Source organism: Streptococcus mitis NCTC 12261 (assembly GCF_000148585.2).
GTDB classification, from domain to species: domain Bacteria; phylum Bacillota; class Bacilli; order Lactobacillales; family Streptococcaceae; genus Streptococcus; species Streptococcus mitis.
On sequence record NZ_CP028414.1, the window covers coordinates 1,433,856 to 1,449,314 of the forward strand.

General features: G+C 37.5%; 13 protein-coding genes. 1 reads left to right on the forward strand and 12 read right to left on the reverse strand.

Annotated features, from left to right (window positions below; genetic code table 11):
* Window positions 1-493: 493 nt before the first annotated feature.
* The 10 genes from SM12261_RS07255 to SM12261_RS07300 form a co-directional block, all read right to left on the reverse strand.
* A complete protein-coding gene (locus tag SM12261_RS07255; protein ID WP_000797746.1) occupies window positions 494-787 on the reverse strand; it encodes a helix-turn-helix domain-containing protein in 294 nt (97 codons plus the stop codon).
* Window positions 777-1,142 carry a type II toxin-antitoxin system RelE/ParE family toxin gene (locus SM12261_RS07260; protein ID WP_000556942.1) on the reverse strand — a complete coding sequence of 122 codons (366 nt, stop codon included), beginning with the start codon at window positions 1,140-1,142 and terminating at the stop codon, window positions 777-779. Before SM12261_RS07260 ends, SM12261_RS07255 begins: the two co-directional genes overlap by 11 nt.
* Before the next feature lie 155 nt (window positions 1,143-1,297).
* The gene (locus SM12261_RS07265) at window positions 1,298-1,663 is read right to left on the reverse strand and encodes a TIGR02328 family protein (protein ID WP_001241814.1); all 366 of its coding nucleotides are present in this window, start codon (window positions 1,661-1,663) and stop codon (window positions 1,298-1,300) included.
* Window positions 1,647-2,051 (reverse strand): YbgA family protein, encoded by a 405-nt coding sequence (locus SM12261_RS07270; RefSeq protein WP_000527884.1) that lies wholly within the window; start codon window positions 2,049-2,051, stop codon window positions 1,647-1,649. The genes SM12261_RS07265 and SM12261_RS07270 overlap by 17 nt, the downstream gene beginning before the upstream one ends.
* Window positions 2,052-2,118: 67 nt before the next feature.
* Entirely contained in the window at window positions 2,119-2,820 is a 702-nt protein-coding gene (locus SM12261_RS07275) for a DNA/RNA non-specific endonuclease (RefSeq protein ID WP_000748126.1), read from the reverse strand.
* A gap of 134 nt (window positions 2,821-2,954) precedes the next feature.
* Window positions 2,955-4,343 (reverse strand): hypothetical protein, encoded by a 1,389-nt coding sequence (locus tag SM12261_RS07280; RefSeq protein ID WP_115262365.1) that lies wholly within the window; start codon window positions 4,341-4,343, stop codon window positions 2,955-2,957.
* Window positions 4,340-5,407 carry a nucleoid-associated protein gene (locus SM12261_RS07285; protein WP_000415506.1) on the reverse strand — a complete coding sequence of 356 codons (1,068 nt, stop codon included), beginning with the start codon at window positions 5,405-5,407 and terminating at the stop codon, window positions 4,340-4,342. Before SM12261_RS07285 ends, SM12261_RS07280 begins: the two co-directional genes overlap by 4 nt.
* A gap of 18 nt (window positions 5,408-5,425) precedes the next feature.
* Complete coding sequence (locus SM12261_RS07290) at window positions 5,426-6,583, reverse strand: restriction endonuclease subunit S (protein ID WP_001291280.1); 1,158 nt, start codon at window positions 6,581-6,583, stop codon at window positions 5,426-5,428.
* Complete coding sequence (locus tag SM12261_RS07295; RefSeq protein ID WP_001006413.1) at window positions 6,576-8,180, reverse strand: HsdM family class I SAM-dependent methyltransferase; 1,605 nt, start codon at window positions 8,178-8,180, stop codon at window positions 6,576-6,578. The genes SM12261_RS07290 and SM12261_RS07295 overlap by 8 nt, the downstream gene beginning before the upstream one ends.
* A complete protein-coding gene (locus SM12261_RS07300) occupies window positions 8,180-11,242 on the reverse strand; it encodes a type I restriction endonuclease (protein ID WP_000113945.1) in 3,063 nt (1,020 codons plus the stop codon). Before SM12261_RS07300 ends, SM12261_RS07295 begins: the two co-directional genes overlap by 1 nt.
* A 184-nt stretch (window positions 11,243-11,426) precedes the next feature.
* Between SM12261_RS07300 and SM12261_RS07305 the strand changes: the two genes are divergently transcribed.
* Window positions 11,427-12,044 carry a TVP38/TMEM64 family protein gene (locus SM12261_RS07305; protein WP_000076171.1) on the forward strand — a complete coding sequence of 206 codons (618 nt, stop codon included), beginning with the start codon at window positions 11,427-11,429 and terminating at the stop codon, window positions 12,042-12,044.
* 42 nt (window positions 12,045-12,086) lie between these two features.
* On the opposite strand, the gene scrK is transcribed toward SM12261_RS07305, so the two are convergent.
* Together scrK and SM12261_RS07320 are read right to left on the reverse strand one after the other, a co-directional pair.
* Window positions 12,087-12,974 (reverse strand): fructokinase ScrK, encoded by an 888-nt coding sequence (gene scrK, locus SM12261_RS07310; protein WP_000164311.1) that lies wholly within the window; start codon window positions 12,972-12,974, stop codon window positions 12,087-12,089.
* 302 nt (window positions 12,975-13,276) lie between these two features.
* Window positions 13,277-15,163 (reverse strand): sucrose-specific PTS transporter subunit IIBC, encoded by a 1,887-nt coding sequence (locus SM12261_RS07320; protein ID WP_001064579.1) that lies wholly within the window; start codon window positions 15,161-15,163, stop codon window positions 13,277-13,279.
* Window positions 15,164-15,459: the final 296 nt, after the last annotated feature.

Consider the following 15,459-nt stretch of genomic DNA (forward strand, 5'->3'; position numbering starts at 1 on the left):
ATCTTAACAGAAAAGAAATCATCTGTATAATTGTAAAAAATTAGGCTTTGATATAGTTTGAAACTATACCTCTATTTTAGACAAAAGAAAAAGACTTGAGACACATGCCTCAAATCCTTTGTATATCTTGTTTTATAGCTCTATTGCAGTTAGGCTCTTCAAACGTGTTATTAGTAATTCTTATAAGTGACTATGACTTGTTATTAGAAAAGACTATAGGTTGATTTTTCTTTTGTAATTCTGATATTTCCCTGAAAAGTGCGGACGGGAGCAACTCACTTCGTAATTTCATCCCTAATTTTTGAGCCAGAATGTCTCAAAAATTCCGTTCTAGATAATAATAAATTATTATCTAGAATACCACTATAGCGGGAAATATCCGCTAAAAGCTCACTTCGTTCGCACTTGATATAAATAAAGCATAATTTTTCTATATTATACACTTGAGGCACTATAACTGTTAAATTTGTTAAAGTTTTCCAACTTCTTCCTATCAACTCTTTCTCTGTTCAAGTGGGACGACTGCTAGTGTCTTTCCTAAACTGGCTAAAACTTTCAAGACTGTATCCAACTGAGGACTTGTCTTTCCTGTTTCCATCCTAGCTATGACAGGCTGGCTCACTCCACTGAGTTCCTCTAGCTTTTTCTGGCTGATTCCTTGCTCATGTCTGGCTTCAATCAACTCACTCATGATAGCCACTCGCATATCACTTTCAAGTATTTCCTCCTTGGTAAAGAGTTCTGACCTGACATCCTTCCAGTTACTCCCAATAGCACTATTCTTCATCACTTACCCCTCTTTCTTTTAAGTCCTTCAGTTCACGCTTGGCTTTTTCAATTTCTCTTCTAGGAGTTTTCTGAGTCTTTTTGACAAAATGATGTAAAAGAACAAAACTACCATCAAGCCACGCTACAAATAAAATTCGATCTCTCAAAGGTCTTAGTTCCCATATCTCATCTTCCAAGTGTTTCATATAAGGTTCCCCAGCTCTGGTCCCTTGCTGACTAAGTAACTCGATATAGTCATTTAGTTTATTGAGTTTGATGCGGCTATCCTTACTTTTACGACAGGCCAATTCTCTCATATAATCCAAGACTGGCTCATTTCCATTTTTGTCCTTATAGAAGTAAATCGTATGCACCTAGCAACCTCTTTCTAATTTAATTATAACTTAAAAGTTATTAAAAGTAAATCCTAACATTCATAAAAAGAAGACCTTAGAAAAATTCCAAAGGTCTCATCTTTATTATTCGAAAAAATACGAGAAGAGTTATAAATTGAAGGCAATCCTTACTATTATTCCAGCTCTATCCCCTTCTCTCGGAGATTTGCCAGACACTCCTCATAGTAGGTTGCGTCATGTTCGCTGTATATAGGACTAGTCAACTTTTCCTCTACTAATTCTTGATAAGTAGGGCAGGTCTTACCACGATAGTTTTTATCCAACCACTCTGGACTGACATTGTAGCCACGGTCAGCCATCTCCTCCATAATCAAGCGATGATAGGCATAGAGACGATAGGGCGAGTGGGTAAAGACATAATCCACCGTCGCATGCTTTCTGCCCCAACCATTGCCACGCAGGGCGCAACACTCTCGATGTTGCCCCAAAAGTTGAGGCCGGGGAAGTTGTGAAATCAAAGTCTCATGCCAAAGTCTCATGGGAGTCTCCTTTCAGTAAAGTCGAATGTTGCAAGTAGGTATTTGGATAGCAATCAAGCAAGTCTCGAGTCTTAGCGATTACATCTTCCTTGGAAGCCTGACCAAAGCGGTAGCGATCCAGCAGGATCATGTAGTCCTTGCGCTCAGCATCTGTCGCTTTCTTTTTAAAATAGCCCCAAATATGCTGAAAGGCATTACAAACCTGACCCCTATGTTCTGGGATTTGACAAGCTCGGTCAATCATCTCTTGAACCTGACTCACCTCCACCACTTCTTGCTTGAGATATTGGCGAATCTCATTGTAAATATTGCTGGAATGGCTCAAGACAAGGTATTTGTTTCTAGCCCAGAGTTGTTGGCAAAGGGCACGTTGGTTGTTGTTTCCCATATTTCTCCTAACTTTCTACTAGTTCCCAGGAAATACGGAAACAAAGTTATATTTTACTTGGATGCGATTACTTATTTAATTTAAATGTGCATTTTTTATAATTTATTTTTATATTTGGATCAATATTAGGAATAAAGACATTGAATAGAGATTCGCTCTTTGTTACTGCCTGCATGTGTATTCCAATTGGAATCTTATCTGCCTTATTTCGATAAATGAGACGAGAATCAATACAAACTGAATCTGTCACTACTCTTTCTTTAATTTTCTCTTCAAAACGCCATTGACAGTATGGATTTAACCCGTAATCATTCTCGTTGCTCCACTTCGTCTGAATGAACTGGGATAATTTCCCTCTATTTCTGGTATTGGGAATTTTTTTGTCTCCACCAAATACCGAAGCTATGATATGTCCTCTATGAAAAAAACTTTCATAATCATCATTTTTGTTTAAGATGTCCCAAAAAGAAGGGTTAACTGTATTACCTCTCTTATATTCCCCATCTCCTTGTTTGATAAAAAATTTAGCTCCAATAGGTCTTTCATATTCATCTCTTGAGTGGCACTCAATATAGCCTGTTTCACATTCATCCGGAAATTCAATTTCTGAGATATTATCATTCACAACAAAATAATTCGATTCATTCTTTCTGACAAGAATATTGTTACAATACTGAACCGAGCTTCCAACTAAATTAGTAACTTGCTCAATCGGAATATATATCAAATCTAAAATTTCTTTCTCTGAGTTCGAAAAACTCTTTTTCATTTTAGTCTCCAAATCTGCCTTCACTTATCCATTCTTCCACCTCAGTAAAATCAATCTCCTCAATAGAACGTATATAAAGTAACCATTTCAATCTATTTGCTTCTTTTTTTGAGAATGTTGCTCTTTTTTAAATTTTAAGGTAGTAACAAATCAACTATTTCTTTATACAAATTAATTTGATCATACAATTCATTATGTTTATAAATCAGAATCAATATAACTATCAAAATGAATAAAAGACTATAAATCAACCATTTATATAAGGTCTCAATTTTTTTCAACCTTTCTAATTCTGTTTTATAGCCCTCAGATTCTTTCAAAGCAATAATATAACTTTCATCTATACTGTACAACATATTATAGTTTTTATCAATATCATTGCACTCTGATATTATAGATTTAGAATCAAAACTCCATCCTCTCACTTTGTTTACTATAATTATACAAATTAAATAAAATATCCCAGAATATACAGTTAAAGACATCGCTAGCCTTGTATTAAAATTTTTAAAAATAAAGGTAGTTAATATTGTTACAATTAAAACTAAAAATTGCTGAGATATTGTATTAGAAATATTTTTTATACTAATCAAAATCTCTTTTTGCAGTTTTGAAAAATCTTCTGTTAACTTTTGTTTATCAGATATAAACTTTTTCAATTTATCATTGATAAATAAATTATAATTCGATTGTACATTTTTTAAAATATATTGAAAATCCATATTATTAATTGTATTTTGTCGCTTGATAAATTCAGAAAAAACATTTCTAAAAATTATCAACTTTTCATAATAAGTTTTGTCATCATAAAAAATAAAATCAAATAATTGATTGAGAACACCAAATAAACCTATATTATCTATTTCAATACTATTCATTTCTAAAATAGCATTTTTTTCAAAACTTATAATATATTCATCTTTGGATATTTTTCTTTCCGAAACTATACTTAGAAAACCATCAAGTGTCTCGATTTTAAATTCATCAAAATTTCTATCTGAAATTATTTTAGGAAGAGCGCAAAGCATATTATGATTAAATTCCGTTTTTGAAATTAATATATCAGGTATCTCTAAACTTTCTTCATAAAATGAAAAAACAGGCGAATATATATCACTATTTTCTTCTGGAATCCAAATTCTTATCTTTGTATTCCTATTTTCTAGACTTTTGAATGTTGTCTTTTTTAAAAACTTTTTTTCAAATGTATAAAAGTCATTGCTGTTTCTAAAATATAATGATTGGTCCTCTAAAGGAAATTGGTTTTGTTTCATTGTTACAGCAACCCTATTGATTTCCTTAGTTTCTTTACAGGACTCCAACGGGTAATTATTACAAGTTATATCCAGTTCATTTATTTTATAACTATTGATCTTTTCCTTAAAACTATCTAACTCTTTCTCTGAAATTTCGAACTCTAAAATGTAGATAAACTTATTTTCTTTATAATCAATATTAATACGTCCGACAACATCATTGAAAGCGTCAATATATTTAATAAGTTCTTTAATCAATGTAATCACCTCTCAATCAGAGTAATTACTTCTTTGTTAATTTTTAAAACGTAAAAATCGTCGTCGTCATCATCCCAATAAACATCTCTATGAGTCTCTAGACTTTTAAGAAAGCTTATTTTAATTTGTTGTTCATCTCCCTGAGCTACATATGTTACTTTAGGTGGACGATATAACTTTGCTACGAAACTAGCTACAACAGTATTATTTTTTCTTTTCGCTAAATCATATGCTTCCTGTGATAATTTTTCTATATCTGTTTCTCTATTTTCTATATTAAAGTTTAATACATCACTAACCTCTTGAATCAGCCCTTCAAATGATGTATCTCTTCTCTGAGATAAAAAACTTGTTAACTTTTCTTTTACAATTTCTGGACTCACTTCAGACTTTATGTATGGTTTAACGACAGTTTCAATCGCTTGTATAGCCATTCTAGCTGCTGAATCTTCATCATCTATAACGTTATTACTATCCAAAAATTTTGTGAAGAAATAACCAGAAATATTCTCGTCAGTCCTATCCAAAACTCTTGAGTGGATATTTTCTCTTTCTGAATTCGGCTCTTCTCTATTTTCTTTAAACTGGATTGTTTTATCTTTGTAGATTACAGTAGCCTTTTGAAGTCTTGATTTCTTATCTGGAAGAATCTTGTCTAATGTGGTTAATGTGTTTTCATCAGTTACCTGGATAGCAGTTCCTGTTTCCATCTTAACAAGAAAAAGGACTTCTCTACTTTCAATTTCAGTTGTAAGTACTACTAAATAAAAATCATTTTGAAACCTACGTCCTATTGAGTCTTGAAATTTACTTGCAATGTCTTCTGAGTTTCTATCGAAATTCTCTTCATTTTCAAAAATCTCTGATACATTTGTTACCATCTGTGAAGAAGGTGTCTTAAATCTGATATTCTTAGCATATTTATCATCAATACATTTATTTATTCTAGAATCTAAATCTTCTACAATTTTACTGAACTCTGCGAAAGAATCGTCAAAAATTATACCTGGTACATAATACGGTTCTCCGTATTGATCTTTAGAAAAATGAAATAACCTTAATCTCTTTTCCATATCATTATCTCCTAAACATTAGATTATAACCTGTCCATTCATCAGCATTGGCAAGAGCCAATCGCGAAGTTGGTTAAGTTCTTGGTTTTGAATATTATTTAATTTGATTGTTTCATAGTTTTGTTTAACTATCGTATTGAATTTTTCTAAAATATTTTCTTCAGGAACAATTATATTTAAATCATATAAAATTGAAGAAGTCATACTCGGGACTCCCGTTCCTGTATTTAATTTATTAAAATCAATATCTTTTACTGAATAGAATACATACAGTGCAGAATTATTTTTATTAACTTCTGAATAAAACATCGTATCTACAGTCCAAAATTCCTCATTTACGTACATTACATTATTTAATGTACCTTTTCTTGGAAAGAGAATTGATTCTCCTGAATACAAATAGTCTGCAACTGTTCTCATAATCCCACCTGAACCATATACAGCAAACTTACCATCTTGCAAGTGCTTATGATCTTTACCATTTTTAATTGTGAGAAAATACTTCAACTTCTCCACTCCCCATCCCTCTGGGATTTCGCGTTTGAGTTCTGGGTGATAGACCATCTTTCCGCCTGATGATTTGTAGGGTTTGCCATTCTGGTCTGGGAAATCAAACTGCACAAACCAGTAGTCATAGAGGGTCTTAGCCATGGCTTCCAACTCTTGGTTGATTTGGTTGTTGATTTGGATTTTATTATCAAGTAAAGTTAGGAAATTAGAAATTGATCTCTGATTTTCAATATTAGGTAAGTCAATTTTGATATCATCAAATGTGGATAAATTTATAGTATTAAACACACTGCCTTGACTTTTGTTAAGTAAAATATCCACATAATTTTTAAGCCAATAATATAAATAATCTGTTTCTAACTTATTTTTCTTACCTCTTAATCCAAAACATGATTGATTAAAGGCCATAGGTTTGGTTAACTGTGCAATAGCTCCAACAGTTCCCCTAGCTGATATAATTAAATCGCCTTTCTCTAACATCTTTGTGTTGCTATTATTTAATCCTAACTCCGTGATTTTCTTAGAAGCAGTACTAACATAGCGATTTGAAGTATTAAAGTCTGCAACTGCTAACCAATCAATATCTCCATCCCAATATTCTTTTACACTTGTTTTTGGAGTACCTCCACTAATTATAGTTACAACATCACTTAGCTTCTCACTCATACTTCAACCCCTTCATCTGCCCTTCAATCTCCTGCTCCAATGCATGCGATTGCTGGAATAGATCTGAGAGTCTATTTTGAAAGGCGGTCAACTTAGCTTCAAACTCTTCTGCTGTGATATCTACATAGTCGATCTTGATGTCAAAGTATTGGCCTGCGCTAAGAGAGTAGTTTTTCTCCTTGATTTCCTCATAAGAGGCAGTGACAGAAAAGTCCTCGACGGCTTCTTTCTTGATAAAGGTCTCGACAATCTTCTGCTCTTCTTCAGGAGAAAGAACGGTCTTTTGGTTCTTGCCTTCCTTGACCTTAGTTCCGAGGTTTGAGGCATCGATAAGGACGACATCGCCCTTGTTTTTCTTATCGATAAAGAGGATGGAGACATTGGTACCTGTCGTCGCAAAGATATTAGACGGCATAGAGACAACACCTGCCAGCATTTGATGATCCACCAAGTGTTGACGGATGGCCTTGTCAATCCCTGACTGGGCAGTGATAAATCCTGTCGGCAAGACAACGGCTGCTTGACCATCTGGCTTCAAGGAATAGATGATATGCTGAACAAAGAGCTCGTAAATCGCCATCTTATCCTTAGACTTAGCTGGAACCTTTGGCACACCTGCAAAGAAACGTTCACTGGCTTCTGGCAAACTTTCCACTCGGTCACGCCACTCTGAAAAGTCCAGCTTGAAAGGAGGGTTTGACACGATATAGTCCATCTTCTCAGGATGGCGATTAGCGATAATGGTATTCCCCTGTACGATATTATGAATGGAATGCTGTAGTCCATTCAAGATCAGATTGAGACGAAGGAGGTTGGATGATTTTTGCGAGATATCCTGACTGTAGACAGTAGTCTTATCGACACCGATACGACTAGCCAGGTTCATCAGTAAGGTTCCCGAACCAGCTGACGGGTCATAGATTCGCACGTTTGATGGTTGGTCATTCCCCACCAGAATATCTGCAATAATCTTAGCCACAGAGTGAGGCGTGTAGTACTCGGCATACTTGCCACCTCCGTCTTTGTTGTAGTCCTTGATCATGTACTCAAAGAGAGTAGAAAAAAAGTCAAAGCCTTGTGAAAAAATGCTCTCATCAAACTTGACGCGTGCAAGGAGATTGATGATAGCTTTTGCCACTTCGTTACGCTTACTGCTATCTGAGATGGTATCTGTAATCAAACGCTCGTCAAAGAGACGAATAGCCGTATCTCCGTCCGTATGCACTGAGAAGATATCGTTATTGTCAATAGCGATCTGGTTGAGGGTATTTTCAAAACTCTCGTAGAAAGTCGCTTCATTTTGCTGACGGTGAAGGGTTTCGATTAACTGATCAGGCTTGAGCCAAGCCGTACTTGTACCGATATCCTCCAAGAGCCAGTCATAGTCATCTTCACTCAAAGTCAATAAGTGCTCATAAGTATTAACTTCATCTAGGCACTTTGCCTGATATAAAAACTTATCATTTAAAAATTTGTAGAGGAAGGACTGGGTAAGGAGTTTGTATTCACCCGCTTCCCCTCCTAGGCCCGCATGGGTAAAGACTGCTTTCAAATCATCTACCAAGTCTTGGACTTGAACTTTATATGTTTCATTCATTAGTGTTGGTATTCCTCTTCATATCCTTCAAATAGCGACTCGACGATATCGTTAAAAACCTGTCTTGTCAAATCACTTGCAGATTGGTTGGTTTTCATTGCAATTCGAGCGACTTCTCGAATCATTTTTTTGAAGAAGTCCTCATTATCAAGCACTCCTTGATTTTGACCGATTTTGTGGTCCAGTGCAACTTTAGAATCTTTAATGACATGATAAACTGCTGGGTACTCGCTTACCATAGTCGAGTTGGTCACGTGTTTATAGGAACGTGCCGCCATTTCATCTCCGCCAAAATTCATTGTCAAACGTCTCATATGAGTACGATGATTTTCCACTGACCTAAAGAGGTCTTCATACTCTTTTTGAATTTCTTTGATGTTTTCCATAGTGTAGCCTTCTTGTCCATATATTAAGTGTTTTTTCATGATGCGCTGGAATTCTTCGTAGAGAAAAACCCACTCAGGATCTTTCTCATCACGCTGTTTTATGATGCCTCCAGCAACTCGACGCTTCAAATTTTCTAGGTCATTGGCTGCTAGACGGAGTTCTTCCTCCGCAATCTTGACAAAACTAAAACTGGTCTCAGACATGGCAAGATTTAAAAGAGTGCGACTAGAAAAGTCATCTGGCTTATCTATCAGGGACAAGGTCAGCAAACGTCTTGAGATGACATTGAGCAGAGTTGCAATCTGAGCAATATCAATCTGCTTAATCAAATGGTCATAACCGAGTAAGCGGGCGATATTATAGTACTGCTTAACCGATTCTAAGGCTTTTCGTAGTTCATTTAGTTGCTTTCTATCCTTGATATCATCAATTGATTGAGAAAAGAACTCTAGATTAGAGGTTGGATAGTCCATGAGGATGCGCTCTGTCTTGCTTAGTTCCTGAGAAATTTCCTCTGCTGGCACAAAGAGCGACCCAAACACATCCTCTCCATTTTCCCCAGTCAGGATCGTATCATATTCTTGATTGAGTTCTTCCAAATAAGCACGATTAGTCTTGTCAAATTCTTTAGAAATATCCGCAAAATCAACTACATAGCCAAAGAGATAGTCCTTGTAAGGACGATTCACACGAGTCAAAGTCTGGAGAAGGTTATGAGCCTTAATCTTGCGACCTAGATAGAGACGCTTGAGGCGAGGCGCATCAAAACCTGTCAGGAGCATCGAATAGACGATAATGAGGTCAATCTTACCTTCTTTATAGGCATCCACCTTTTCCTTTTTCTCTTCCTTGTCTCCCTCATCATGGAGGATGAGAGCAGAGGTCAAGTTGGTTGTTCCAGCCTTTCGTCGTTCTTCTAACTGTTTTTCAAGCTCACGCGCCTGCTTGGACGAATCACAGACAATCATACCACCAATAGTCTGGTCATCAAAAACCAGATCACGCGCACGATTAAAGTCCTCCAGAATAAAATCAAGCATAGGTTCCACATAGTGCGGATGAGCAAAGATATCTTCTTTTGATAAATCCCCACGTTGGATTTCTTCATTTATGGCTCTGAGATTATCTTTATAGGACGTCTCAATATCTTCTCGCATCAAACGCAAGGTAAAACCATCATCTATAGACTGGTTGTAGTAGTATTTATGAATATAATCCCCAAAAATATCACGTGTAGTCGCATGGCTTTCCTTGGTCTTACCATCTTTCTTATAGGTAATCAAGGGGGTCCCAGTCAATGCAATCTTGATCGCATTAGTATCGGCTTGGTATAGATTTGGCAGGTAGGAACCTCGTTCGTTATAAGAGCGATGAGCTTCATCGATAAAGTAAATATTTTGACGATTGAGATCATAGCCAGAGCGGTCGGTCAGGTCTGAATCATCTTTGAACTTCTGAATATTGACAACAGCGACATCATAACCATCTTGTTTTTGATTGAGTTCTCGAGGATTGTTGATGCGCTTAACTTTTAGACCTCTTTTGGTAAATTCCTTAAAGGCTTGGTCTGCCAAATCCAAGCGATCAACAACAAAGTAAAACTGAGGGACAATGCCCTGTTTTGAGAAATAATTGGTCAGATAGCGGATATTAAAGAAAGCTAAGGCCGTCTTACCTGAGCCCTGTGTATGCCAGATAACGCCCTTCTTGATACCTCTTGCGATAGTCTCTTCGATAGCACGAGTTGCAAAATACTGCGGATAGCGCATAACATGCTTCTGCAATTGCATCTGACCTCCCTTGCTTTCTTCTTCTACATAGACCAGCCCAAAGCGAAGCATGAAAAGCAGGCGTTCTTTTTGATACAAAGATGATAGAAAAGTATTGCAAGGAGTCTCGGGCTGTAAATTTGTTGTAAATTCTGGTTGAGATTTGAGAGCAAAACGCTTCACATCCTCAAGTACGAAATCAATTTGTTCATCTCTTAAAGGTACAATTGAATTCAGAAAATCTACTTCTCTTTCTTCCTTGAAAGCATTAAACTTGGTTTTTGAATAGGCATTTGAACCGTAGTAAGAACCCTGTTTTTGTTGACCTTGGCCACTGATATAAGGTAAATTATCTGATAGAGCTATCAATTGAGTAATATTGTTAAAACGACGGAACTTACGATTTTCAAAACGGTATCTGGTTCTGTCCTGTTCTGACTGAATCCCTGTCTTTCCATCACGGATAGCATTGGGTTGTTTAACTTCGATATAAGAAAGGGGAAGTCCATTGATAAACACAACTATATCCGGGCGAAATTCATCTTGCCCATTTTGACAAGTGACTTCAAGCGCCAGATGGAAGATGTTGGCTTCAGGATTTTCCCAATCGATATAAACAGCACCTTCTTGTCCCTGTATCCTTTTAAAGAAGGAGCGCCCTAAATCATTTTGATCCAGTTCCAGCTTGATATTGGCCAATTCTCTCTCAAAATCTTCATCTGTTAAATAGTTATTAAACGTTAAAAATTGCTCTTTAAAAACAGATACAAGAATATTGGTATCTGGATCTCTTTCTTCAATTTCTTTACTATTACGAGAAAGATAGGTATAACCCATTCGCATCAAATGCAGAGCTGCTGGGATTTGTACTCTTGTTAATTCAGAAAAATCTTTTCGTCTTGCCATCGCAAACCTTCCTTACGTTTCATTTGAACTATTCATATCCTGAAATTTCCAAAATTTTATACTAGGTCTATTATAGCATGTTTAGCCTCAAATTCCATCACTCTTCCCATAGCAAAAAGACTCATTCCCCCTTTCTCCTCCAAAATATGGTATAGTAGAGTTATACTATCTATGAGGAGTTTACATGTCACAGGATAAACAAATGAAAGCAGTTTCTCCCCTTTTACAGCAAGTTATCAATATCTCATCGATTGTAGGTGGAGTTGGGAGTTTGCTTTTCTGTATTTGGGCTTATCAGGCTGGGATTTTACAGTCTAAAGAAACCCTCTCTGCCTTTATCCAGCAGGCAGGTATCTGGGGGCCACCTCTCTTTATCTTTTTACAGATTTTACAAACGGTCGTCCCTATCATCCCAGGGGCCTTGACCTCGGTGGCTGGAGTCTTTATATACGGGCACATCATCGGGACTATCTACAACTATATCGGCATCGTGATTGGCTGTGCCATTATCTTTTATCTGGTGCGCCTCTATGGGGCTGCCTTTGTCCAGTCTGTCGTCAGCAAGCGCACCTATGACAAGTACATCGGTTGGTTGGATAAGGGTAATCGTTTTGACCGTTTCTTTATTTTTATGATGATTTGGCCCATTAGTCCAGCTGACTTTCTCTGTATGCTGGCTGCCCTGACCAAGATGAGCTTCAAGCGCTATATGACTATCATCATTCTGACCAAGCCCTTTACTCTCGTGGTTTATACCTACGGTCTGACCTATATTATCGACTTTTTCTGGCAAATGCTTTGACATGTAAAAAATCCGTTTGGTTTCCCAAGCGGATTTTGTGCTTTATTTTGAAACTTCTTTTGCAAGAACAAAGTTTCCAAGAGTAGCAGAACCATTTCCTGCGACTGCTGGAGTGACGATGTATTCACGCACATCTGGAACTGGTAGGTAGCCATTAAGAAGAGATGTAAATTTCTCACGGACACGGTCCAGCATGTGTTGTTGAGCCATGACCCCTCCACCAAAGACAATCACGTCTGGACGGAAAGTCACTGTCGCATTAACCGCAGCTTGAGCGATATAGTAGGCTTGAACATCCCAAACAGGGTTATTGAGTTCAATATTTTCCCCACGTACACCTGTACGAGCTTCCAAACTTGGACCAGCTGCATAGCCTTCCAGACATCCCTTATGGAAAGGACAAACACCCTTAAACTCTTTTTCAATATCCATTGGGTGTCTAGCAACATAATAATGACCCATTTCAGGGTGACCCACACCACCGATAAACTCACCACGTTGGATAACACCTGCACCGATACCTGTACCGATTGTGTAGTAAACCAAGTTTTCGATACGGCCACCAGCATTGTTACGGGCAACCACTTCACCATAAGCAGAGCTGTTTACGTCTGTAGTGAAGTACATTGGCACGTTGAGGGCGCGACGAAGGGCACCAAGCAAGTCCACATTTGCCCAGTTTGGTTTTGGAGTCGTCGTGATAAAGCCATAAGTTTTTGAGTTTTTATCAATATCAATCGGACCAAATGAACCAACTGCAAGACCAGCAAGGTTATCGAATTTTGAGAAGAACTCGATGGTTTTATCGATTGTTTCGATTGGAGTTGTCGTTGGAAATTGTGTTTTTTCTACAACGTTAAAGTTTTCATCACCGACAGCACAGACAAACTTTGTACCGCCCGCTTCCAAGCTTCCATATAATTTTGTCATGATAAACCTCTTGTTTTTATTTTCTTTATTATAGCATATTTCGAAAGGCTAAATTTCTCTATTTTTTAGATTTTCCTCTGTAAATCTTACCATTCAAGCAAAAACGAACAAACATGTCATTTGTTCGTTTTCATTTTGAGAGGGAATATTGTACTCAATGAAAATCAAAGAGCAAACTAGGAAGCTAGCCGAAGGTTGCTCAAAGCAATGCTTTGAGGTTGTAGATAAGACTGACAAAGTCAGTTACATATATCTACGGCAAGGCGAAGCTGACATGGTTTGAATTTGATTTTCGAAGAGTATTAGATTTTCACTTCAATAACAGCATCCCCCTTAGCAACTGAACCTGTTGCGACTGGAGCTACTGAAGCGTAGTCAGCTGTATTTGTAACGATAACCATTGTTGTATCATCAAGTCCAGCTGCAGCGATTTTGTTTGAGTCAAATGTTCCAAGAACATCGCCAGCTTTAACCTTATCACCTTGGGCAACTTTTGCTTCAAAACCTTCACCGTTCATTGTTACAGTGTCGATACCAACGTGGATCAAAACTTCAGCACCATCAGTTGTTTTCAAACCAAAAGCGTGTCCTGTTGGAAAGGCAATTGAGACTTCAGCATCAGCTGGTGCATATACTACACCTTGACTTGGTTTCACAGCGATACCTTGGCCCATAGCTCCGCTTGAGAAGACTGGGTCATTGACATCAGCAAGAGCTACAACATCACCGACAATAGGAGTTACAAGTGTTTCATTTTGAAGAGCTGCTGGAATGTTACCAGTTGTTTCTTCTTGAACCAAACGTTCTGTCTCTACTTCAGTAGCAACTTCTTTTTCATCCTCATAACCAAACATATAAGTAAGAGCGAAACCAAGAACGAATGATACAGCTACCATAAGAAGGTATTGTGCAAGTTGTCCGTTACCGATGTAAAGCATTGTACCAGGGATGATGGTGATACCATTACCAGTACCAGCAAGTCCAAGGATAGAAGCCAATCCACCACCGATTGCACCAGCAATCAATGAAAGGAAGAATGGCTTACGGAAGCGCAAGTTCACCCCGAAAATAGCAGGCTCTGTAATACCGAGGAAGGCAGAAAGAGCAGCTGGGAAAGCAAGTGTTTTTAGTTTTGGATTTTTAGTTTTAACACCAACCGCAACAGTCGCAGCACCTTGAGCTGTCATAGCAGCTGTGATGATAGCGTTGAATGGGTTAGCATGGTCAGCAGCAAGCAATTGAATTTCAAGCAAGTTGAAGATGTGGTGCACACCTGATACGACGATCAATTGGTGAACCCCACCGATCAAGAAACCACCAAGACCAAATGGCAAGCTGAGGATCGCTTTTGTAGCGATAAGGATGTAGTTTTCAACGACGTGGAAGACTGGTCCGATGACAAAGAGTCCAAGGATAGACATAACCAAAAGTGTCACGAATGGCGTTACTAAGAGGTCAATCACATCTGGAACAACCTTGCGGACAGCTTTTTCAAATTTAGCTCCGACAACCCCGATGATGAAGGCTGGAAGAACGGAACCTTGCAAACCAACAACAGGGATGAAACCAAAGAAGTTCATAGCTGTTACTTCACCACCTGAAGCGACTGCCCAAGCGTTTGGAAGTGAGCCAGAAACAAGCATCATACCAAGAACGATACCAACGGCTGGATTTCCACCGAATACACGGAAGGTTGACCACACAACCAAACCTGGCAAGATGATAAAGGCTGTATCTGTCAAGATTTGAGTGTAAGTTGTCACATCAGCTGGAAGTGTCATTCCAAGAGCAGTCAAGAGACCACGCACACCCATAAAGAGACCTGTCGCTACGATAACTGGGATGATTGGAACGAAAACGTCACCGAAAGTACGGATAGCACGTTGGAACCAGTTCCCTTGTTTAGCAGCTTCTGCTTTCATGTCATCTTTAGATGATGTTGGCAAACCAAGTGCAACAACTTCATCGTACATTTTGTTAACTGTACCTGTACCAAAGATGATTTGGTATTGACCTGAGTTAAAGAAAGCACCTTGAACTTTTTCCAAGTTTTCAATCACTTCTTTATTGATTTTTCCTTCATCTTTGACCATGACACGAAGACGAGTCGCACAGTGGGCAACACTGTTGACATTTTCACGTCCGCCCAAGGCATCGATGACTTTTTTTGCAATTTCCTGATTGTTCATTTGCAAAAATCTCCTTATATAAAATTTTGTTCTTGTTTGAAAGCGATTTTATCCGCCCTTACGACTATTATTTTATCATGTTTTAGAAATATGTCAAGCGTTTTGCAGAAAAAATATTCTATCCACTTAGTAAGCTCGCTTTAGATTGATTGATTTTGACTGTTTTAGCAGGAATTCCTTAAAAAACAAGTTTGAAATCTTAGTTAAAAGGCTTTTGTTTCATTATCTTTCATATTTTCTTGAAAAGTTGATTAATTTCCTGCTTTAAATTTATGATAAACGTTTAACAGTTTTTT

Coding starts and splice junctions, on each gene's coding strand:
- SM12261_RS07300 (WP_000113945.1), bottom strand. CDS start 11,242: ATGGCAAGACGAAAAGATTTTTCTGAATTAACAAGAGTACAAATCCCA.
- SM12261_RS07270 (WP_000527884.1), bottom strand. CDS start 2,051: ATGGGAAACAACAACCAACGTGCCCTTTGCCAACAACTCTGGGCTAGA.
- scrK (WP_000164311.1), bottom strand. CDS start 12,974: ATGACAAAATTATATGGAAGCTTGGAAGCGGGCGGTACAAAGTTTGTC.
- SM12261_RS07295 (WP_001006413.1), bottom strand. CDS start 8,180: ATGAATGAAACATATAAAGTTCAAGTCCAAGACTTGGTAGATGATTTG.
- SM12261_RS07275 (WP_000748126.1), bottom strand. CDS start 2,820: ATGAAAAAGAGTTTTTCGAACTCAGAGAAAGAAATTTTAGATTTGATA.
- SM12261_RS07285 (WP_000415506.1), bottom strand. CDS start 5,407: ATGGAAAAGAGATTAAGGTTATTTCATTTTTCTAAAGATCAATACGGA.
- SM12261_RS07290 (WP_001291280.1), bottom strand. CDS start 6,583: ATGAGTGAGAAGCTAAGTGATGTTGTAACTATAATTAGTGGAGGTACT.
- SM12261_RS07320 (WP_001064579.1), bottom strand. CDS start 15,163: ATGAACAATCAGGAAATTGCAAAAAAAGTCATCGATGCCTTGGGCGGA.
- SM12261_RS07255 (WP_000797746.1), bottom strand. CDS start 787: ATGAAGAATAGTGCTATTGGGAGTAACTGGAAGGATGTCAGGTCAGAA.
- SM12261_RS07305 (WP_000076171.1), top strand. CDS start 11,427: ATGTCACAGGATAAACAAATGAAAGCAGTTTCTCCCCTTTTACAGCAA.
- SM12261_RS07265 (WP_001241814.1), bottom strand. CDS start 1,663: ATGAGACTTTGGCATGAGACTTTGATTTCACAACTTCCCCGGCCTCAA.